This is a genomic window from Variovorax sp. YR566 (genome assembly GCF_051992195.1).
GTDB lineage: Bacteria > Pseudomonadota > Gammaproteobacteria > Burkholderiales > Burkholderiaceae_C > Variovorax.
The window spans coordinates 2,906,013-2,926,172 of sequence record NZ_CP197092.1 but is presented as its reverse complement, the minus strand read 5'-3'; the positions used below and the strand labels follow the sequence as shown (position 1 = coordinate 2,926,172).

General features: G+C 64.1%; 24 protein-coding genes. 4 read left to right on the top strand and 20 right to left on the bottom strand.

Going from position 1 to position 20,160, the window contains the following annotated elements; translation table 11 throughout:
• The first annotated feature begins 28 nt into the window (after positions 1 to 28).
• On the top strand, positions 29 to 1,066 hold the full coding sequence (locus ACTG4X_RS13680; protein ID WP_097197991.1) for an IS110 family transposase: 1,038 nt from the start codon (positions 29 to 31) through the stop codon (positions 1,064 to 1,066).
• Positions 1,067 to 1,687: 621 nt separating this feature from the next.
• Here ACTG4X_RS13680 and ACTG4X_RS13675 read toward each other — a convergent pair.
• Positions 1,688 to 2,437 (bottom strand): glycosyltransferase, encoded by a 750-nt coding sequence (locus ACTG4X_RS13675; RefSeq protein ID WP_440534031.1) that lies wholly within the window; start codon positions 2,435 to 2,437, stop codon positions 1,688 to 1,690.
• Between the two features lie 57 nt (positions 2,438 to 2,494).
• Between ACTG4X_RS13675 and ACTG4X_RS13670 the strand changes: the two genes are divergently transcribed.
• Positions 2,495 to 3,258, top strand: a protein-coding gene (locus ACTG4X_RS13670; RefSeq protein ID WP_097198224.1) for an IS5 family transposase whose coding sequence is annotated in 2 segments (ribosomal slippage) — positions 2,495 to 2,810 and positions 2,810 to 3,258 — 765 coding nt in all. Because the reading frame shifts where the segments join, the coding sequence is not laid out codon by codon here.
• Here ACTG4X_RS13670 and ACTG4X_RS13665 read toward each other — a convergent pair.
• Positions 3,255 to 3,476, bottom strand: coding sequence for a glycosyltransferase family 2 protein (locus tag ACTG4X_RS13665; protein ID WP_440534030.1), 222 nt, complete (start codon positions 3,474 to 3,476; stop codon positions 3,255 to 3,257). The two genes, ACTG4X_RS13670 and ACTG4X_RS13665, sit on opposite strands and share 4 nt — an antisense overlap.
• 486 nt (positions 3,477 to 3,962) lie before the next feature.
• On the opposite strand from ACTG4X_RS13665, the gene ACTG4X_RS13660 reads away from it, so the two are divergent.
• Both ACTG4X_RS13660 and ACTG4X_RS13655 read left to right on the top strand, forming a co-directional pair.
• Positions 3,963 to 4,547, top strand: a complete 585-nt coding sequence (locus tag ACTG4X_RS13660) for a tetratricopeptide repeat protein (RefSeq protein WP_440534029.1) — start codon at positions 3,963 to 3,965, stop codon at positions 4,545 to 4,547.
• A gap of 55 nt (positions 4,548 to 4,602) precedes the next feature.
• Positions 4,603 to 5,079: a hypothetical protein gene (locus tag ACTG4X_RS13655; protein ID WP_440534028.1), complete on the top strand. Its 477-nt coding sequence runs from the start codon at positions 4,603 to 4,605 to the stop codon at positions 5,077 to 5,079.
• A 28-nt stretch (positions 5,080 to 5,107) separates the two neighbouring features.
• Here ACTG4X_RS13655 and ACTG4X_RS13650 read toward each other — a convergent pair whose 3' ends face one another.
• The 18 genes from ACTG4X_RS13650 to ACTG4X_RS13565 form a co-directional block, all read right to left on the bottom strand.
• Positions 5,108 to 6,382 (bottom strand): hypothetical protein, encoded by a 1,275-nt coding sequence (locus ACTG4X_RS13650; RefSeq protein WP_440534027.1) that lies wholly within the window; start codon positions 6,380 to 6,382, stop codon positions 5,108 to 5,110.
• A 39-nt stretch (positions 6,383 to 6,421) separates the two neighbouring features.
• Positions 6,422 to 7,303, bottom strand: a complete 882-nt coding sequence (locus ACTG4X_RS13645; RefSeq protein WP_440534026.1) for a sigma-70 family RNA polymerase sigma factor — start codon at positions 7,301 to 7,303, stop codon at positions 6,422 to 6,424.
• A gap of 18 nt (positions 7,304 to 7,321) precedes the next feature.
• The gene (gene fliP / locus ACTG4X_RS13640; RefSeq protein WP_440534025.1) at positions 7,322 to 8,275 is read right to left on the bottom strand and encodes a flagellar type III secretion system pore protein FliP; all 954 of its coding nucleotides are present in this window, start codon (positions 8,273 to 8,275) and stop codon (positions 7,322 to 7,324) included.
• Entirely contained in the window at positions 8,272 to 8,835 is a 564-nt protein-coding gene (locus tag ACTG4X_RS13635) for a flagellar biosynthetic protein FliO (protein WP_440534024.1), read from the bottom strand. The genes fliP and ACTG4X_RS13635 overlap by 4 nt, the downstream gene beginning before the upstream one ends.
• A 3-nt stretch (positions 8,836 to 8,838) precedes the next feature.
• Positions 8,839 to 9,291 carry a FliM/FliN family flagellar motor switch protein gene (locus ACTG4X_RS13630; protein ID WP_440534023.1) on the bottom strand — a complete coding sequence of 151 codons (453 nt, stop codon included), beginning with the start codon at positions 9,289 to 9,291 and terminating at the stop codon, positions 8,839 to 8,841.
• On the bottom strand, positions 9,288 to 10,274 hold the full coding sequence (locus ACTG4X_RS13625) for a FliM/FliN family flagellar motor C-terminal domain-containing protein (RefSeq protein WP_440534022.1): 987 nt from the start codon (positions 10,272 to 10,274) through the stop codon (positions 9,288 to 9,290). The genes ACTG4X_RS13630 and ACTG4X_RS13625 overlap by 4 nt, the downstream gene beginning before the upstream one ends.
• Positions 10,271 to 11,485, bottom strand: a complete 1,215-nt coding sequence (locus tag ACTG4X_RS13620; protein WP_440534021.1) for a flagellar hook protein FlgE — start codon at positions 11,483 to 11,485, stop codon at positions 10,271 to 10,273. The genes ACTG4X_RS13625 and ACTG4X_RS13620 overlap by 4 nt, the downstream gene beginning before the upstream one ends.
• Before the next feature lie 36 nt (positions 11,486 to 11,521).
• On the bottom strand, positions 11,522 to 11,923 hold the full coding sequence (locus ACTG4X_RS13615) for a flagellar hook assembly protein FlgD (protein WP_440534020.1): 402 nt from the start codon (positions 11,921 to 11,923) through the stop codon (positions 11,522 to 11,524).
• Positions 11,923 to 12,780 carry a hypothetical protein gene (locus ACTG4X_RS13610; RefSeq protein WP_440534019.1) on the bottom strand — a complete coding sequence of 286 codons (858 nt, stop codon included), beginning with the start codon at positions 12,778 to 12,780 and terminating at the stop codon, positions 11,923 to 11,925. Before ACTG4X_RS13610 ends, ACTG4X_RS13615 begins: the two co-directional genes overlap by 1 nt.
• Entirely contained in the window at positions 12,777 to 13,280 is a 504-nt protein-coding gene (locus ACTG4X_RS13605) for a hypothetical protein (protein ID WP_440534018.1), read from the bottom strand. Before ACTG4X_RS13605 ends, ACTG4X_RS13610 begins: the two co-directional genes overlap by 4 nt.
• Complete coding sequence (locus tag ACTG4X_RS13600; protein WP_440534017.1) at positions 13,277 to 14,677, bottom strand: FliI/YscN family ATPase; 1,401 nt, start codon at positions 14,675 to 14,677, stop codon at positions 13,277 to 13,279. Before ACTG4X_RS13600 ends, ACTG4X_RS13605 begins: the two co-directional genes overlap by 4 nt.
• Position 14,678: 1 nt before the next feature.
• Complete coding sequence (locus tag ACTG4X_RS13595; protein WP_440534016.1) at positions 14,679 to 15,329, bottom strand: FliH/SctL family protein; 651 nt, start codon at positions 15,327 to 15,329, stop codon at positions 14,679 to 14,681.
• A 245-nt stretch (positions 15,330 to 15,574) separates the two neighbouring features.
• A complete protein-coding gene (locus ACTG4X_RS13590) occupies positions 15,575 to 16,243 on the bottom strand; it encodes a hypothetical protein (protein ID WP_440534015.1) in 669 nt (222 codons plus the stop codon).
• The gene (gene fliF / locus ACTG4X_RS13585) at positions 16,243 to 17,769 is read right to left on the bottom strand and encodes a flagellar basal-body MS-ring/collar protein FliF (RefSeq protein ID WP_440534014.1); all 1,527 of its coding nucleotides are present in this window, start codon (positions 17,767 to 17,769) and stop codon (positions 16,243 to 16,245) included. The genes ACTG4X_RS13590 and fliF overlap by 1 nt, the downstream gene beginning before the upstream one ends.
• Positions 17,766 to 18,119 (bottom strand): flagellar hook-basal body complex protein FliE, encoded by a 354-nt coding sequence (gene fliE / locus ACTG4X_RS13580; RefSeq protein WP_440534013.1) that lies wholly within the window; start codon positions 18,117 to 18,119, stop codon positions 17,766 to 17,768. Before fliE ends, fliF begins: the two co-directional genes overlap by 4 nt.
• A complete protein-coding gene (flgC, locus tag ACTG4X_RS13575; protein WP_440534012.1) occupies positions 18,116 to 18,592 on the bottom strand; it encodes a flagellar basal body rod protein FlgC in 477 nt (158 codons plus the stop codon). The genes fliE and flgC overlap by 4 nt, the downstream gene beginning before the upstream one ends.
• A gap of 2 nt (positions 18,593 to 18,594) precedes the next feature.
• Positions 18,595 to 18,978 carry a flagellar basal body rod protein FlgB gene (locus tag ACTG4X_RS13570; protein WP_440534011.1) on the bottom strand — a complete coding sequence of 128 codons (384 nt, stop codon included), beginning with the start codon at positions 18,976 to 18,978 and terminating at the stop codon, positions 18,595 to 18,597.
• A 50-nt stretch (positions 18,979 to 19,028) separates the two neighbouring features.
• Positions 19,029 to 20,156, bottom strand: a complete 1,128-nt coding sequence (locus ACTG4X_RS13565) for a flagellar basal body P-ring protein FlgI (protein ID WP_440534010.1) — start codon at positions 20,154 to 20,156, stop codon at positions 19,029 to 19,031.
• Positions 20,157 to 20,160: the final 4 nt, after the last annotated feature.

The window sequence follows — 20,160 nt, the reverse complement described above, 5'->3', positions numbered from 1 at the left end:
ACCACTTGAACTGAAAGGGGCGTCCACCATGAAGATTACGACTGTTGGCATTGACCTGGCAAAGAACGTGTTCCAGGTTCACGCAGTGGATGAGCATGGCAAGGTCGCGTTGCGCAAGCAACTGCGGCGCGACCAAATGACGGCATTCTTCGTGAACTTGCCTCGGTGTCTCATCGGCATGGAGGCGTGCGGCAGCGCCCACCACTGGGCGCGAACCCTGCAGGGCTTCGGCCACACGGTTCGCTTGATGTCGCCACAGTTCGTCAAGCCGTATGTGAAGAGCAACAAGAACGACGTGGCTGATGCGGAAGCCATCTGCGAGGCCGTCACCAGACCCAACATGCGATTCGTGCCGGTGAAGAGCGTCGAGCAGCAAGCCGTGCTGTCGCTGCATCGCGCGCGCCAAGGCGTTGTCATCGCCCGCACGGCGCAGGCGAACCAGATTCGCAGCCTCCTGGGCGAGTTCGGCCTGGTCATCCCGAAGGGCATCTGCCACGTCGCCAAGCAAGTCCCCGAGCTGCTTGAAGACGCGAGCAACCAGCTGCCCGGAACGTTCCGCCGACTCATCGCTCGCCTAACCGAGCACCTCAAGGAATTGGACAAGCTGGTCGACGAGTTCGAGGACCAAATCAAGGTCTGGCATCGCAGCAGCGAGCTCAGCCTCCGGCTCGAGAAGATTCCCGGCATCGGACCGCTGGGAGCCAGTGCTCTGGTGGCCTCCATCGCGGATGCGAACAGCTTCGACAACGGCCGGCAGCTCTCGGCTTGGCTCGGCCTCGTGCCGAGGCAGAATTCGAGCGGAGGCAAGCCAACGCTCCTGGGCATCAGCAAGCGCGGGGACGTGTACCTGCGCACCTTGCTCATTCACGGCGCGCGCTCGGCCATTGTTGCGGCGCAGCGCAAGGCCGTGAACACCAACGTGTGGCTGGCGAGCCTGCTGAACCGACGACATCCGAACGTGGCTGCTGTGGCACTGGCCAACAAGAACGTGCGAACGGTCTGGGCACTGCTAGCCCATGGGCGGGAGTTCCGACCTAACTACGTGCCGCCGCAGCTCGCTGCGTAGCCGACCCAACCCATCAACACAGAAGGCAGGAGACTGAACCACCGATTGCTCAGGCAATCACGCAGTGATGGCAAAACAGGTTAGACCGTGGTTGGCGAAGCCCAAAACGTCCGGGGCACTCGGAGTGCGGACAACCGATAGAGGAGCCGACCAGCAAACCCCATCAGGGACAGCGGCGAAAAGCCGCAGCGAAAGTCCGAATGTACGGGTGCAATCGAACCTTCAAGTCATCATCAACTGAATGCCTGGCATATTTGGGGGCGTCCATGTACGGACTTCAGCAGATTGCGAAATGCTGGAACTTGAAGCCGCATCGCAGGAAAGAACCCTTTTGCTTGTCGCGCACTCTGCAAACGATCTGCCCCTATCTCGCTTATGTGCTTTTGCGGGAGCACCCTCTCCAAACCCACGCGGCTGTCGGGCTTCCTGGCTCCCACTTCAACAACCGCCGTGCACACTCCCGCTTAGGACACCTCGTTCCGCGCGTGTTTCGAGGCAGTGGCGCCCCTTTTAGCTTTCAGTCGGATTTGCCCCACCTCCAGGCCATTGCGAATCACACGAAAATAGAGATCACTTCCGCCAGTAAGGCGTAAGCGAATTGAGAAGATCCTTGTGCTGAAATCAGGACTGGAAGATCAGGTCAAGGACTGCTGCATGCTCTGGGCGTAGTATCCCGAGCATTTCGAACCCGTGGCGGGCACTGTTAAGCAGGCTCAGGATGGACTGCTGACATCCGCTGGCACTTTGACCCCAGCGCGTATCGACTTCCAACAGTGCCTTGCGTGCCGCGCGGTGAAGGTTCACCAAGTGAGCCAGCGTCTGGGGCATATCTTGCGGGCGTCGATAAAGCGTCAGCAAATGTTCGCATTCGTTGCCTTGAAGGCGCGGGAATAGAAGTGGCAAGAAGCGGCGATAAATCCGGTCCTTCGAGGCATAGAGCCGATCCAGTCGCAATGTGAGCGAGGTCATGTTCGCATGGATGCGATAGCGTGTCAGCGGCTCGGGTAAGTTGGCGAACGATGCCCCGTGAAACATGCAGTCCATCCAGAAACCCAAGTCGTCGACGACATAGAGATTGGGGTCGAATTGGAGCGCATGAGTTCGGTAAAAATCCAAGCGTCCGAGCGTGCTTTGATTAGCAAGGTAATTAGCACCTTCCACCATGCGCGCCTTGATCATGGCGTCGTCAAGAGGCAGGCCAGTGATGCCCGCTTGGTCATGAAAATGCTCGAGTTGGCTGCCAACGATAGTGACTGACGGGTTTCTCTCCAGAAAGTCGACCTGCATCTCGAAGCGATTCGGCATAGCACAGTCGTCGTGGTCGACCCGTGCCAAGTACTTGCCCTTTACCATGGCCATGGCGATGTTCATGTTAGGGCGTGTTAACACTAATTGAGCCAACCATGAGGGATGCAAGACACTTCATGCATGGAGATCACTCAAGCCCAGTTCGCTCAGATCGAGCACTGCCTGCCCCTTCAGCGGGGCAATGTCAGCCTGTCGAATCTGAGTGTGTTGAACGCAATCCTGTATGTCGCCGAGCACGGCTGCAAGTGGCGCGGCCTGCCCAAGCGCTTTGGCAACTGGCACACCATCTACACGCGCATGAACCGCTGGTCCAAGAGCGGCGTGCTGGACCGCGTCTTCGCAGAGCTTCAGCAAGCCCAAGTCGTGCGTATCAGAATCGAGGCCGTGTCGCTGGACAGCACCATCGTGAAGGTGCATCCCGATGGCACGGGGGCGTTAAAAAAAACGGCCCCCAGTCGATCGGAAGATCCAGAGGCGGGTGGACCACCAAGATTCATATGGTTGCCGCGGATGCTCGAACGGCCGTAACGTTCTCGCTGTCACCGGGCCAAGTGCACGATGCGCCTGCAGGGCGCGCACTGCTCAGCCGCCTGGGCGCGCCGGATCGAGCGCTACATCTGCTCATGGACCGCGCCTATGAAGGCAATGAGACCCGGCAACTCGCGCTCGATCTGGGCTTCATCCCCGTCGTGCCGCCGCTGAAGACCCGGCTCCAGCCCTGGGAGTACGACCGTGAGATGTACAAACGCCGCAACGAGGTGGAGCGACTGTTCCGGCGCCTGAAGGGCTATCGCCGCATCTTCTCTCGCTTCGAGAAACTCGACGTGATGTTCGTCGGCTTCATCAGCTTCGCGCTGATCGCCGACGGACTTCGTTTGTGTTAACAGGCCCTAGTCGGCAGGCCCACGTTGCATGCGTTGCGATGCATCCGAATGCGCGGGTCGTCGAAGCTGGCCATGCGCTCCCAGGTTCCGTCCGAACTAGCATCGTCCATGATCAACAGTTCAAAATCTGTGAACGTTTGCGCCAGTAGCGAGTGAAGGGTTTCAATGACGAAATCACCGCTATTGAACGTAGGAAGTACGACACTGAGCAATGGCATGGAATTCTGTAGAACGATGTGGGGCGGTACGGGAGCTTGTGGTTCGGAACTAGCTCTATCCATCCCACAAAGGTTGAGAAAGCATGGCTCACCCGTGCTTCAGTATCGATACCTGCAGCGCGAAATAAGTCACAAACAGGCTCTCCCAGTGACACCCTAGATTCAGTTGATGCAGGGCTGAGGGCTATGCCGGAGACAACCGGACTTCAGCGGGATGAGACATATTTGATGAGGTGGAACCTAGGGTTGCACCGCGGGAAACGCGTCAAAATCCTTCACAGCGCCAAGGGCTTACCTAAACTTTTTTTTATTGCCATGGACAGATTGACGGCTGGTGCCGTCGCACCGCACCAGCATCGAACCTGCGGTCGAGGGCGCCGCGGACGTCGTCGGCACCAGTCGGCACGAGAATGCACCGTAGGAAGCCCCTTTTTTGAATCCGTACCACTGGCTCTGACGCCGCCACTCACCATCTTTAACACGCCGATGAAGCAATCCGATCCAACCTCCTTCGATGCCCTGATATCCCAAGGCATGGCAGCAAGCCAGGCGAACGATGGCATGCAAGCCATCGCGTGGTTCCAGAAGGCGAGCGCCGAAGAGCCCGCTGCAGGCTTGCCTCAATTTTTGCTGGGCGCAGAATTCGCTGCGCTCGGCGACATGGCGCAGGCCGAAGCAGCGTTCGCTAACGCGACCCTGCTGGCGCCGGGTTTTCCGATGGCACGCTATCAACTGGGGCTCCTGCAGTTCAGTTCGGGACGAGCTGCAGTAGCACTGCTCACCTGGCAGCCACTGCTTGATTTGCCCGATACAGATCCCTTGCCGCATTTCGTGAAGGGATTTGCAGCTCTGGCGCAGGATCATTTCGAAGAGGCTCTGCGCTGCTACCAAGAAGGACTGGCACTCAACGCCACGAATGAGGCACTATCTGGCGACATTGAAAAGGTCATCGCCGGCATCAAGGCGCTGAATCCGGACGGCCCAATCGCCGACAGCCAAAACTCATCCAGCGACGGCGCGGACAACCATGTGCTGCTGGCCAACTACCAGCAACAAGGGCTCGCTCATTGATGCGCGAGCAACCTCTTCAGCGCTGCTGCACCTGCGCCACCGATGCATCGCTCCCATGATTGATCCATCCACCCAACTGGCCGCTCTGATCCGCGCCCAGTTTGCCGCGCAGTTCAGAACTCAGAATCGAAGTCGCCCCTCGGGACACAACTCCGACCCACACGATGTTCGGACAACGCACAGCGAGGACGAGGGTTCGGCACCCGTCGATGGTCAGCGCCCGATCAACGCGGACAGCAGCGAAGAAGCACAAATCCGGCAGATGGTGGCGTTGCGCGTTCGCGCCCTGTCGCCCAACGACCCACAGCGGCAAAGGAAGGCCTTCCGGCTTTTTCTCGAATCCGTTCTGATACAGGAGTTCGGTCGCGACCGGTTGGACGACAAGGGCTTCGACCAGATGATCGATGCGGTGCTTCAGCGCATGGAAGGCGACGCCCAGTTGAATGCGGCATTGCACGAAGCAGGAAATTTCCTGTTGGCCGAAGCGGCGCCGGCCCACCCGCCAGCCAAGACTGACAAGCCGAGCCCCTGACGCGCAGGCGTGCACGCCGTCCGTTCGCTCAACCCTCCGCGTCGGGAGGTGACTTGGTAACCAATGCAGCTGAGGGCTGAAAAAGATCGGCCATATCCCCCCCCAGCGGCCCTGTCCGCCCCCCAAACAGCCGCCGCGCAAAGCGCTGCAGATCGTTGGCTTCCTTCACTTCACCACTGAGCAAGGCCTGCGCATACCTGCCTGACAGGTTGCTCTTATCGAGTCGCAACGCGAGCTCCGCGTGCACTTCAGCTTCCTGCCGCAAGGACTGCGTAGCCAAAACAACCGCCAGGCCACCGTGGCTCTCTGCAAAGTTTCGATCCAGCGCAAGGGCAGTGTCGAAGCTCGCACGCGCACCGGCCAGATCGCCTTGCAGGATCTGCGTCCATCCAAAGCCATGCCAGGTCCCGATATGGTTCGCCATGGCCGACACGGCCTTTTCGAAGGCGCCCCGGGCGGCAACCAGGTCGCCCCCCAGGAGTGCCGCAAAACCGCGCGTCGACCACGCCCGTCCATCGCCTGGCTGGCGTTGCAGCGCGACGTCCGCCAATTGAGCTGCAAGCTTTGCATCGCGGGCAGCAAGCGCCAACGACGCCCGTGCCACCAGGGCCTCGACAGGGTGATCGGCGGGCGAGTCGCTCGACAGACTGGCACTGGACCAACGCTGCGCTGCAGCGAAGTCCGAGGCGTCGATCGCGATCAGGCTGGCCACACCAGCCGCCTGTGCATCCAGCACACGCTGCTGTTCTGCAGCGTGCGCCCAGGCCATCGCCCGATCCAATTGGCCGTCGTGATGCATCGATCGTAGCCAGAGCTGCTGCAGGGCGCGGGTTGCAAGCATGGGACGAGCGTCGGTGTCAGGCTCAGACCCAGCCAACGCTTCGAGCGTTGGCCCCAATCGGGTAATGCACTCCGCATAGCGACCGCGCCGGAATTCGATGAAGGCCAGATTGTGAAGCAGCACCTCGGCGAACCCGGCAGGCGGCTGAGGCGTTTTCTGCAGTGCCTCCAGAACGTCGAGTGCCTCGTCATATCGTTGCTGTGCAAGCCAGAAATCTCCCTCGCGTAGTCGCCACGCGAGCGGCTCGGCATTCAGGGCTTGCCCATGCTGCAAATGAGAACGAGCGCGCTCCCACTCACCGCACGACAGCGCCGTCTCGAACGCATCGATCAACAAGGCACCGTTCGACGGATCCTCTCGAAGAAAACCCTCAAGCCGATCCAGACGCTGGCGCACTGCCGCAAAGCGGGCATCGTGGGACGAAGCAGCGACAGAGATGGAAGGTGCGTTCGAATCGGTCATGGAATAAATATGGAATGGTTTACCTGATGAAGGAGCATGTCACCACGACACATCGCAGCGCGCATCCTTGCCGAGCAGTTCTCGCAGCCGCAACAGCCCTTCCCGATGCAGCTGGGATACGCGCCCTCGCGTGAGGTTCATGGAACTCGCTATCTCGCTGAACGAGATCTCCTGCAGGTAGTGATAACGGATCACGGTCTTCTGCCGATCGTTCAGTTGGTCCACCAAGCCGCGCAAAACATTGCGCAATTGATGGATCTCGGATTTGCGGAAATAGCTGACCTCCGGAGAAGGGGAATGACCATCGCTGTCGAAAGCCTCGGCATCCACCATGCCGGTGTCCTCGAGCAAGACCCCCAGCGCGATCCCGATGCCGACCTCCGCCAGATAACGGAACAACTTCTCCGCATCCCGCGATGATGCCGGGTCGCTCGGGGCGCTCTCATTGTTGGTGGAGACATCCTCGGACGCAGCTTCCTTGATCGCCTCGAGCCGCTCGTGGCGCAAGCGCATCATGGTGCTGATCTGTTGATTCTTTTCGGTCAACCGCGGCAAGCCATTGAGGATGGCGCCCTGTACGCGTCTGGCCGCGAAAGTCCTGAATTGAGCCCCCTGAGCAGGATCGAAACGGTCCACGGCCTCAATCAACCCGATGCGCGCCAGTTGCAGATAGTCCGCAAACTCGACGTCGTTGTGGGTGCGCCGTCCATAGACAGTGGCCGCCATCATCCGTGCATACGGCAGATGATGCTCGATCAGCTGCGCACGCGCACCCTCGTCCCCCTTCTCGCGCCAACGCTGCCAGAGCATGGTTGTGAGATCCAGGGTGTCCGCCGTTGCCGCCTCGGCCATGCCTTCCTCGATCTTGGCCTCGAAGAACGGCAGGGGCGACAACGGTGGAGTTGAACTCAAACGCGGCATGGTTGTGCGTTCGGAGCCTCAGTGAAAGCTGCCCACCAGGGCCTTGAGCACAAGGCTCCAGCCATCGACGAGAACGAACATCAGGATCTTGAGCGGCAGCGCGATGGTGGTCGGCGGCATCATCATCATGCCGAGCGCCATGAGAATGCTGGACACGATCAGGTCGATCAGCAGGAACGGCAGAAAGATCACGAAGCCGATCTGGAACGCGGCGCGCAACTCCGACAGCATGAACGACGGGATCAGCTGCACGTTACTGATGTCGTCCATCGACCTGGGCATGGGCGCCTTCGAGAGCTCGACCATCAACGCCAGGTCGGCCTCGCGCGTCTGCCGCACCATGAATTCGCGCAGCGGCCCCACGCCTTTGCGATAACCGTCGTCCATGGACAGCTTGCCTGCCATGAAAGGCTCGAACGCATCCTGATTGACCTTCTGCAGTACGGGCGACATCGTGAACAGCGTCAGAAAGAGCGCCAGCCCGATCAGAACCGTGTTCGGCGGCGTCTCGTTCATCCCGATGGCATGACGCAGCATCGACAGCACGATGATGATGCGCAGGAAGCTGGTCAGGCAAACAAGCAAGGCCGGAAGGATCGCCAGCACGGTGAGCCCGAGGACCACGCGCAGCGCCTGCGCGGTTTCGGTGGCAGGCGTGACCGCGCTCGTCGCATTCGGCACCGAGATCGGGCCGGAGGCAAGGCGTGGCCGCACCGGACTGCCTGCGGCGGCGGGTTTCGGCGTCGACGCAGCTGTGCTGGCCGGTGCTTCGGCGGACGGCGCAGCAACGGCAGGCGGCGCTACCGACGCCGGGCTGCCCGGCACGGCCTGCGCAGGAACCGCCTCTTCGGCAGTCTGCGCCGATACCTCGCCGCCGAACCCGCAGAACACGCCGGCCAGAAGGAGGACCGCCGCCAGAACGAGCTGCCGCATCCGCTGCGCGGACCCCGCCGAAGATGGCGTGCGCATCATGAGTGCGCGTCCGGCACGGACGACGATCCAGCGGTCGACGGCATGCGGCCTTCGTTCGCAGCGGACGGCGACTCGGCCAGCAACTGGATCGATTGGTCGGTACATCCGAGCAGCAATCGCTGGCCATTCCAGACCACGACATGCAGGCTGTGGCGAGGCGAGAGACGAGTGCTCGAGACACGCTGTATCTCCTGCGACGCAGTGCTGCTGTTCAGCAAGCCGCCGAAGCGTGCCCATAGCGGCCCGGCTGGCAGCTTTGTGGATGCGGTTCTTCGGCGGGCGGCGATCACGGCAAACACCAGCAGTCCGCCAGCGGCCGTGATCGCAAGCCACCACCGATCACTGCTCACGCCCGCCACCTCCTGCGCCCCGTCACGCTTGACTGGAATGCTGGATGGCAGACCCGCGCCACCACCACCGGATGCCGTCGCGCTGCTGTCCGGCACGGCGTGTACTCGATCGGTCGGCACGAGCAGGGCCGCGGCCACCGCGATGGCAAGGCAGGCGAGGCGCGGCTTGCCCGCGTTGACTCGCCAAGGCACAGGCTCCCTCAGCATCATTCGTCAGGCTCCCGCAGCCAGACCCAACGCGACGGGCAGTTCGGTGATGCGAACCGCAAAGTGGCCATCCACTGCAACGAGTTGGCCGCGCGCGACCACCTTGCCCTCGATGGTCAGGTCGACTGGCTGATCGATCTCGCGGTCGAGACGCAGCACCTGGTGCTCCTTGGCACCGAGCAATTCGCCCACCGAGATCGTCGCCTCTCCCACGCACACCTGCAGCCGGGCCTTGATCTGGTGCAGCGGATTCCAGTCCCGCAGGATGGGGGCTTCAGCGCCATGGGAACCCGCATCGCCGTCGGCATTGGGATGAAGATCCGGCAGCGCGATGATCTGCGCTGTCGGCAGATTGTTGCCCTGTGCGGGGCGCATCCTGTGGTCGCCGCGCACTTCGGTCGCGGCGCCCGAGGCGCCGACGCGGTTGTCGGCGACGATTCCTTCCAGGGCTTTCGTCATTGTTTTCGTTCCTTTGATGAATAGGTGTTCGCAGCCGGCGCAACGGCAGGCCTGCGGATGTCGGGCAAGGCCAGCTCGATCGCGACACGGCCGTCGATCTGTCCCAGCCAGCCATCGCAGATCGTCGCGCCATCCGCGCCGAGGACTTGCGCCGGTGCGTCGAGCGGATGCTCCAGCGGCACGACGTCGTCGAGCCGCAATTGCTGCAATTGCCCGAGGTTCAATTCGACCCCCGCCAGCATGATGCGTAGCGAAACGGTCTGGCCCGTCAGCACCCGGTCGAGGCGCTCCTTGGGGGCGTGCTGCGGACCAGCGCCCGGTGCCACCACCGGCGCGGCTTCGGCGCTCAGCAGGCTCGCGACTGCCTCATGGGACAGCACGAGCGTCCAGACGCCGCCGCACCATGGCCAGCGGACGTACAGTGCGCCGGACCACGGATCCGGCCGTGAACCGATCGTCCGCGCGCCCTCTGCGTCCTGCGGCGCGAGCCCGAAACCCGGGGTGAGAACGTCGATGCGGTGCAGCCAATCCTCCCAGGCGGCGCGCGCCACAGCAGCAGCAATCTTCGCTGGCTCCTGCACCGAGGCGTTCGCCATGTTTGCGTCGGATGCGAACATCCGCTCCGCGATGGCTCGGACTGCCGCATCGGAGGCCGCGCGACCATCGCGCGAGGGCACCTCCTGGTTCGACAGGTTGCTCCGGCGCAACGATGCGGCGAAGGTCCACCGGACGCCGTTCCCAGATGCCGATGCCGATACCGACGCACCGTCGGGCTCGCTTACGTGTACCTCCGGTTCGTCCGGGGAAGCGTTGCGCACTGGAATCCACTCGGCGCTCCACGCACGGTGCAATGCCGCGAAGCGCTGGCGCACCGACTCCTTCTGCGCATCTCGCCAACTGCGCAAGGGGCGTGCCCCGAGGGCGGATGCAACCGGATCCAGCAATGCTGAGCCGGGTGCGACGTGAGAAACCGGGGCGTTCATTTGCTCTTCATCGAGAACAATTCCTGCAGCATGTCGTTGGCCGTCGAGATCACCTGTGAGCTGGCCTGGTAGCCGCGCTGCATGATCACCAGATCGCTGAACTCCTGCGACAGGTCGACATTGGAGATCTCGACCCTGCCCGATACCACTGAGCCGAAGGCACCCTCCCCTCCAGTACCGAAATGCCAGGCGTCCTTGTTCAGGATCTCGAACTGGTTATTGCCCAACGCACCGACCGCGTCAGGTGAGTCGAAGCGTGCGAGCGCCAGTTGCCTTCCGTTGACCGTTCGGCCATTGGTGTAGGTCATCTTCAAGGTGCCGCTGGCATCGAAGGCGGTACCGCTGAGAGAGCCCGATCCAAGCCCGTCCTGCGATTGCACTCCAACGGAATAAGTCCCCCCGGAAAAACGGGTCTCCGTCATATCCAGCGTCAAGGCCATCGGGTCCAACCCAGGCGGCGTGTATGTAATGGACACGGAGGCGGACTCCGGTTTCGGTTTTCCATCGAGATAGACCAATTGGCCGCTGCCGACCACGGTGGTCCCATCCAGCAACTCGATTTTCATATTGACCCCCGCTGTGGCGGACGAACTGATCACGGTGAACCTGGGGGTCAACACATGCCGAACTTGCATGGCGTCGATCACCTGAATGGTCATCCGGTCAGGCGGCGAAGCAGGAGGTTGCTGCGGCGTCGTCCCACCGGTCGAAGGAATGACGCCATCCAGCTTGAAGGTGGAACTCGGCCTGCCGAGGTCGGTCGTCTGCCCGGCCAGCGAGATCTCGGTGAAGCCACCGTTCTCGTCGAGAGCCATGACCTTTTCGCCACCGGCCCTGTTCACAAGAACACCGTTGGTATTGAATTCGAACTGGCCGGCGCGGGTATAGGTGACTTTGCCGTCGGCGTCCTTGAGGACGAACAACCCCTGGCCATCGACAGCCATGTCGAGATCGTTGCCGGTCTGGCGCAGTTCGCCTTGCTTGAACGACATCGTCGTTCCGAGCGTGTTGAGGCCGAATCCGACCTGGCTGTAGTTCTGGTTGGCACTGCCGCCGCCCAGGTTGCCGCCCGTGTAGAACATGTCCGCGAACTGCAGGCTCGAACTCTTGAAGCCCGGTGTATTGAGATTGGCCGTGTTGTTGGCGATCACGCGTAAGCCGCGCGAGTAGCCCAACAGGCCCGTCATCCCGACGTAGATGGATTCAAGCATTGAAAATCTCCCGAAGGTTCAGGCCGTACGTCGCACTCATCGCACCGCCACGAGTTGGCTCAGCGAGACATCGCTCAACACGGCCCCCGCCGGCGTCTTGATCGTCAACAGCGGTGCGTCACCCGACAACGACAACGCGCTGACAGTACCCGTGACCTGTCCGCTCGGCGTCGACACGTCGACTGTCTTGCCGATCAGACCCACGGACTGCAGGGCCGCCTGGTTGGTGATGAGCGTTTCGATCTTGTTGTTGAGCTGCTGGGTCTGCTCCAGGCTCGTGAACTGGGCCATCTGCGCCATGAACTGCTGGTTGTCCATGGGCTTCAGAGGGTCCTGGTAGGTCAACTGGGTGAGCAGGATCTTGAGGAAATCCTCCATGCCCAGGCTGTTGGCCTGCAGGTTGGTGCTGCTGGAACCGCTAATTGCATCAATGGCCATCACGCCTCCTTTGGATCAATCGAATCGGAAATCGCCCGACGGTTGTCGATGCGGGAAATAAGTTTGTCGTCCGGCAACGCGGACATGCGGTCGTGCCAGACGAGGCGACCGTTGCACACGACCTGGTGCAGCCGCTGGCCGCGCTCCAACAAGCCATGCTGCAGGTCCGCCACGAGCCGGGGCAGCATGGCGGCCAGCGCCTCGTCGTCGGCCCGCATGGCGATCCATATGGCCTGCCCCTCGGGGGTTGCTTCCTCATGCAGCCGCAGCGGCGCGAGCTGTTCCCGGGCCTCGGCCTGGAACGCATCGGGCGCAGCATCAGCACCGTCTTCCAACTGGGCGGGCGCTTCCGTCGGCAGCCCCGTGCCCGCCTGCGTCCCCTGTCGATGGGCAAGCCGGGCATCGATGCGCAGATCGTTCGCGACGGCGGGCTCGACCTCGACGGCCGCTGACGGCGGGATCGACAGGCTGACCGCCGAGCGGATTGCAAAGACACTCACACCGATGCTCCTCTCTCCCCCCGGACTCACGATCGGCGACCCCGGCGCTGCGGCCGGCGGCAAACCACCCGCACCGGGCTGGCTCGCCTGCCACGTGCGCCCCGATCCACTGCGCTGCTTACTGTCGCCTTTGCCACGGGCACGTCCATCGATGGACCGATCGGCGGATTCCGCAGCAGCCGCCCTTGTGTCAACGCTCACCGGCTTGAACCAGCCCATCAGCTGCGCGCGCTCCATCTCGCGTTGCCACGCCAACTGCTGCTGCGCCGTGTCGCTGTTGCCTGTGGGCAGCGATGTCCTGCCTTGCCGCGAGGGCAGCGCCGCATTGGACACGGTGACGGAGCTTTCCGTGCTCATTCGGCCTCCAGCATCGGGCGCGCGAACGATGAACGCGCGAGCCAATCGCGGTCCTGCTCGTTCCTGTCGCGGTGGCGGATCTCATCTGCATACGCTGTCAAGGCATCCTCCTTGTGACGTGCCAGGCCGTCCAGGCGCACCTGCTGCGCCACGCACTGCTGTCGCAGTCGATCCCTCTCGACGCACTGCGCCTCATGCCGCACGTCGAGTTGCTGCCACTGCCCCCGCAGATGCGCGAGGTAGCCCAGCGCCCGCCGGTGAGCGGACGCGTCCAGCCGAAGCGGCAGCGCCTGCGCCATCGCAGTCGCCTGCTGATCGTGCGCGTGCTGCAAGCGGGTCATTTCGGCCTCCGTTTCCAAAATCGCCTGCTGCGCCCGCGCGAGTTCGGCCATCAGCCTGTCCAGACGCCATTGCTCGCGCTGTCGAATGGGCTCCAGCGGATAGGCGAAGCCACGCACATCGACGTCGCGCGCAGCAGCGGGGGCACGGCTCGCCGTCACGGTTTGTGCCCCGCAGATGCGGGCGCGAGGATTTCGCGCAGCCCCTGGATCGACTCCATCCGCGGCACGCCGCCCGTGCTCTGCCGCAGCCATGACTGAAGCCTCGGCTCGATGGCGATCGCTTGGTCCAGCTCCGCATTCGCGCCCTTCTCATAGGCGCCGATGTCGATCATCTGGCGATTGCGCTCCAGCACGGCCAGTTGTTGTACCGCCGCGACCGCAAGTGCGCGCTGCTCCTTGTCCGCCAGTTCGGGCATGAGCCGGCTCACGCTCTTGAGCACATCGATGGCCGGATAGTGTCCTCGGTGCGCCAGGTGCCGCGACAGCACGATGTGCCCGTCGAGAATCGCGCGCAGCGCATCCGAAACAGGTTCATTGAAATCGTCTCCTTCGACCAGCACGGTGAGCAGCGCAGTGATCGAGCCGCCGCCGGGCGCCGTGCCGCAGCGTTCGCAGAGTTCGGGCAACTCGGCAAAGACCGACGGCGTGTAACCACGCGCCGTGGGCGGCTCGCCGGCGGACAGCCCCACCTCGCGCCGCGCCATGGCGAAGCGGGTGATCGAATCCATGGTCAGCAGCACGTTGCGGCCCTCGTCGCGGAAATACTCCGCGATGGCCAGCGCCGCATAGGCCGCGCGCAAGCGCGCCAGCGCCGGCTGATCGGAGGTCGCGACCACCACCACCGACCGCGCCAACCCCTCCGGGCCCAACTGCTTCTCGATGAACTCTCGCACCTCGCGCCCGCGCTCACCGATCAGCGCGATGACGTTGATGCTTGTCCGTCCATCGGCGCCGTCCTGCGCCTTGACATGGCGCGCCAGCAACCCCAGGAGGGTGCTCTTGCCGACACCGCTGCCGGCGAAGATACCGATGCGCTGCCCCTGCCCCAGCGTGAGCAACGCATCGATGCTGCGGATCCCGGTTTCCAGGACTCGCTCGATCGGGGGGCGCTGCATCGGATTGATCGGTGCGGCTTTGAGCGGGCGGCGCTGCTGTGCAAGCGGCCTGGGCATGCTGTCGAGTGGTTTGCCGAAACCGTCGATCACGCGCCCCAGCAGCGCGGGGCCGACGTCGATCTGCGAATCCGCGCCCAGTGCGCGAACCTCGCAGCCCGCCGCGATCCCTTCGACCGAACCGTAGGGCATCAGCGTGACGCGGCCGGGCTTCAGTCCCACCACCTCGGCGAGAACACCGGCCGGATCTCCACCGCCGTGATCGGCCCCGCTGCCGGCGCCCGCTGCGCGGTGCGTCCTGATCATGATGCGGCAGAGTTCGCCCACCGCCGCATCGGGACCGATCGCGTCGATGGCGAGCCCCTGCATTTCGCGCACCCAACCGATGCGTCGGTGCAGATCGGCCTCTCGAAGCGCTTTGCGGCTCAGACGGAGAGCTTCCACGTCAAGTCTCCCGATGCCGGGCCAGTGCCCGGGACTGCAGCAGAAGATCGCGCAAGGCATGCAGTTGCGTCTCGAACCGCGCATCGAGTCCGCCTTCGGGCGATTGGAGGATGCAACCGCCCAGCGCGACGTCGGAACTGGCAATCCACTGCACATCGTCACCCCCCGGCAGAGCTGACGTCGTCGCAGCCGGTGCCCGCTGCAGCGCGGCCAGATTGTCGGGATGGAGATGGACAGCAATCAGACGCCGGTTGCGCAGGTTGCTCGCGGCATGAGCCAATTGCGCCCGCACCAGCTCGGGCTGCATCGCGGCCTCGCCAAGCACGCGGCAGACGGTTTCGAAGCACAGCGCCAGCATGTCGTCTTCCGCGGCAGACAGCCGTGCGTCGATCTGCGGTGACAGCCCTGCAATCAGGCTGTCCAATGCCTGCACGCGTGCTTCCACGGCAGCCTGGCCCTGCTGCCGAAGCTCCTGGGTCGAACGCTCGGCGCGCTCGTCCAGCTCGCGCGCCACCTTCTGTTCGGCCTGGGCTGCCGCCTGCCGCGCTTCCTGCGCCGCGCGTTCACGCCCCTCGGCCAATCCCCGGGCCAGACCTTCCTCATGGCCTTTGCGGCGCGCATCTTCCTCGATCTGCACGATGGCGGTTTGCATCTGCGGTTCGGCCACCACCCCGTCAGACGCCGAAGGCGCACCTGCGGGCCCGGGCTCGGTCCTGTGCGCTTGAACCGGAACGAGGCTCGGCCCCTGCGACCGCACCTGCAGAGCGACGGCATTCCGATCCCTTGGACGAGCCAACGCGACGTGTCCCTGCATGACCACGTCGCGCAGCACGATCGGGCCGCCTTGCGCACCCGCATCCGGCCGTGGATCGGCGCTCCCGTATGGCAGCTTGCCTGTCACTGCCGCGTGCTCCGTTGGGACCGGGCGCCCCCGAAAATGCGTCCGACCGAATGCTTCAACCTTTGCCACGGCGCGATGGAAACGCCGCTGGCCGGCGCAAGCCCCTGCAGGCGCACCGCCATGGTCGAAATCAATGCGGCACGCATGCCGGGCGGCGTCTTCGGTCCGGCCGTCGACGCCGCCAGGATTGCCTCGACCCTGCGTCGCTGGGCCGGTTCCAGCGCGGCAAGAAGTTCCTCGCGCCAGGGCCAGTCGGCGAGCCGAAGCCACTCGGCGACCAGGCCTGCAGGCTCGGTACGCATGCACTGGATGAGCACCTGCAGCCGGGCTGCATCGAGCGCGTGGAGCCACGCCTCGTCCGACATGGGCACCAGTTGCCGCGCATCGACGTCGAACTCGGGCAGGGAGGCGTCGCCCATCGAATCGGCAGACTCCGCGGTGGCACCGGCGATCAACGCGGTATCGCGCTCGATGCCCAGGGCTGCGAGCTCTGCAAGAAGCCTCTGCAGGTCTTCCCGCTGCGCTGGCGGCAAGGCGTCGAGCATCCAGGCGCGATCCACTGGCGCCATGGCGTGCAGCAACAGTGCCGCATGGCGGGCGCCGCCGGATTCGGGCGTAGCGCCCGCGGGATTCGGGGCCTGCACAGGACCGGATGCCGGAAACATCAGGTGCTTCTCCTCGTTGCCGCTGCAGTGGCGGGCATTCCGGCACCAGGCCCGGAGGTCGGGCCGCCTGCGGCGGGTGCCGGCGCTGTATCGCGCATCCAGTCGCGTACCCGCCGCAACGCGGCGGCTCGCTCGGCTTCCGAGAGCGGTGCGCCACCGCCCGTGCCTCGCGGCGACATGCCGCGCCGACCGGCGCGCAGGAGCAGCAAGGCAAGCAGCGCCAGCAGCACGCCGGCCACCAGCCATTGCCAGAGGGATGGGCCTTCCTTGTAGAACGAACCCGCCGCAGCCGGACTTGCAGCACTCCCGCCCAGTGCAGTGGGATCGCCCGCCGAGGCCGCAGTGGCCACGACAGTCTCGTTACCGAGAAGGGCGCCGTTTGCCAGCGACTGAACCACCACGGTGTCGCCACGCTCGATGGAAGCGCCGACGGCCGCGGCGATCACCCTGCGCAGTTGGTCTTCCTGCGCGGCATCGAGTGCCTTGCGCACCACGGCCACGACCTGGACGCGCCGTATGGAGCCGGGCTGGCTGACCACCTGCTCGACGCGGCGGCCCACTGCGTATTCGACATCGCGCTGGGCGCTGCCGCCGCGGGAGCTGCCGGTATCGGCCACCTTGGTATCCAGCGTGGCGCCGGTGTCACGAAGCACCTCACGCTCGCGCACCACTACGCCCGTGGCCTGAAGGCCGGAGCGCGACGCGGCGGGCAGCACGTCTTCCGTCGTGGTGCGAATCTGGTCCATGTTCAACGTGACGTCGACACTGGCCAGTGCCTGCCCCGCGCCGAAGCTGCGATCGAGCACCGCCGCGACCTTGCGCGAGAGATAGGCTTCGGTGTCCCGCTTGAGATCCAGCCGGGCACTGTTCATGTCGAGTTCGCCGTTGCCGCTTTCCTGCCGCGTGAGCGCCACGCCATGGCTGTCGACGATCGTGACGTCCTGCGTCACCATGCCCGGAACCGCCGCGGCCACCAGCCGCTGCACGCCGATCACCTGCTCCGGTCGCAAGGCCTGGCCCTGCCGCATGGTGAGCGTGATCGATGCCTTCGCCTTCGACGTCGCCTGCTTGAAAAGCCCCTGCTCAGGCAGCGCCAGCAGGACACGCACCTCGCGAACCTCCGACAGCGACTGGATCGTGCGGGTGAGCTCGCCCTGCAGCGCGCGCTGGTAGTTGATCTTCTGCGCGAACTCCGTCATGCCGAAGTCGGTGTTGTTGAAGAGCTCAAGGCCCACCGCGCCTTGCAGCGGCAATTCCTTGCCCATGAGCTTGATGCGCGTGGCGTGCACCGTGGCCTTGTCCACCAGGATCGAGGTGCCGCTGTCGCCCAGGTGGTACGGAATCTTGAGCCGCTCCAGTTCAGTCGTCATCGCCTGGGCATCCTGCGGCTTCAGGTCTGCGAAGAGCACCTGGTATTCAGTGCGCAGCAGCCACCATCCCATGGCGGCCGTCGCCAGCAGGATCACCGCCGCACCACCAATCAGGCCGATGCGCGCGCGCTGCGTCAGTCCTTGCCAGAAATTCATATCGGCATCTTCATGATGTCTTGGTAAGCCTCGAGCAGGCGGCTACGCACCTGCATCATCAACTGGAAGGACAGACGGCTTTCCTCGAGGTTGATCATGATCTGGTGCAGGTTCTGCGCGTCGCCGACCGCAAGCTTCTGCAGATCGACCTGGCTGCCGATCAACTGGTCGTTGACCTGGGACAGACCTTCGGAGACCAGCTGGCCGAACGAGCCCGTTGCCGGTGCGGACACGGCAGCAGCCGCCCCGGACGGCTCGGGCTGGAGCGTCTGCGGCTGGCTGGCCACCAGCATCGCCCGCGCCTGCGGCGACAGCGAAGACAGGGCTTCGACGGGAATGAAGGCTGTCATGCGCCGCTCCCGATGTCGAGCGCTCGCAGCGCAAGTGCGCGCGTGGTGTTCATGGCAGAGACGTTCGCCTCATAGGCGCGGGTCGCGCTCATCATGCTGACCATCTCCGTGGCCGCATCGACGCCTGCATACGCGACGAAGCCGCGCTCATTGGCCAGCGGATGACCCGGCTCGTACACGAGCCGCGGCGCGGCGTTGGTGGGCACGATGTGGACCGTCGGCGCGGTCATCGGCATCACATCCGCGCTCTCCATCCCCTGACTGATCAGGGCACCGAATGCACCGGCGTCACCGCCCGCCAGGGCACCTCCAGGCATGCGGGCTTCGGCCAGCACCCGCAATGGCTGGTAGCTGGTGCCGCCCACACCCTGAACGGTATTGGCATTGGCCAGGTTGAGTGCTGCGACATCGACGCGCGTGCGCTCGATGTTCATGCCGATCGCGCTGATGGCAAAGGATTGGGTGTAGTCCATGGTTACTTTCTGCCGTCGCCCGCTGCCATCGAAAGAATCGCGAAGTGCCGCGAGAGACCTTTGACGAGCGCCTGGTAGTGCACGGCGTTGCGCGCCATCTCGGCCGCTTCGACGTCCAGCTGCACCTGGGCCGGAACGCCAGTGGCATCCACCGCGGGCTCGACGCGCGGGCGTACCTGATTCAACGCAAAGGCATCGAGCCGCCCCGACTGCTCGATGCTGCGCCGGGCGTCGGCCAACTGGGCCTCGAAGCTCACGCGCTGAGGCACATAGCCGATCGCGTTGGCGTTTGCGATATTGGTCGATATCGCCTGCTGGCGCAGGCTGGCCGCGTCGAGCGCCAGGGCCAGCGCTGATCGGGTCACGGCCTCTATTCCGTCTGTCATGTCTGTCTCCGAGGCATTGCTGTGGGAATGAAACTGTCGGGAATGAACGGTCACTGCACGACGAGTTCGCCGTGCAGGGCGCCCGCCGCCTTCACGGCGCGCAGGATGGAGATCACATCGCGCGTGCTGGTCTTGAGTCGGGCGAGCGACTGCACCAGATCGGAGACGGTGTTGCTGCCCGTCACGAAGCCGGTGCCATTGGGCTCGTCGACGTCAACGCGCGTATTGGTCACGATGGCCGTACGGATGTCCGAGCCGCCGTTCCAGATGTTCATCGGCTGAGAAGCTGTGTTCTGGCTGGAGATCGCGATCTTGATGTCGCCGTGAGAGATCGCCACCTTCGATATGCGCACATCGCCACCCGACACCACGGTACCCGTGCGTTCGTTGATGACCACTTTGGCACGTCGGTCGGGCTCGACGGTCACGTTCTCGATACGCGTGAAGAGGCTGACCAGTTCATCGCGCTGCGCGGGCGGCACGGCGATCTCGATCCCCGAAGCATCGCGCGCCTTCGCGAGGCTGCCTCCGAGCTGGCTGTTGATGGCATTGGCAACGCGGTTGGCGGTCGTGTAATCGGGCTCCGACAGAACAAAGGTCACGCTCTGCCGTTCGTCGAGCATGGACGCATTGAGGCCCACTTCCACCGTGGCGCCATTGGGAATCGAACCGGCGGTCGGATGGTTCTTCTGCACCACGTTGCCATTGGCGTCATACCGATAGCCACCGACGGCCAGGCCGCCCTGGGCCAGCGCATAGACGCGGCCATTGGCGCCCTTCAACGGCGTGATCAACAGCGTGCCACCGACCAGGCTGCGTGCATCCCCGGCCGAACTGACCGTGACATCGAGCGTATCGCCCTCGCGCGCGAAGGTCGGCAACGCGGCGCTGACCATCACCACGGCAACGTTGCGGCTTTGCACGGCTTCGGGCGCAATCGTCAGGTTGAACTGGGACAGCACGTTGGCCAGCGACTGGCGCGTCGTGCGATTGGAGGGCGAGTCGCCGGTGCCGGCGAGACCCGTCACGATGCCGGTGCCGAACAGCGCGTTGTCGCGCCAGCCCTTGAGCTTGCCGAGATCCTTGACGCGCACGGCCTCGGCGGCCCGAGCGGTCGGCGCCGCGGCGCACAGCGCGACCACCATCGCCATCGTCGCGCAACCGACAAGCCGGCCCATGAAG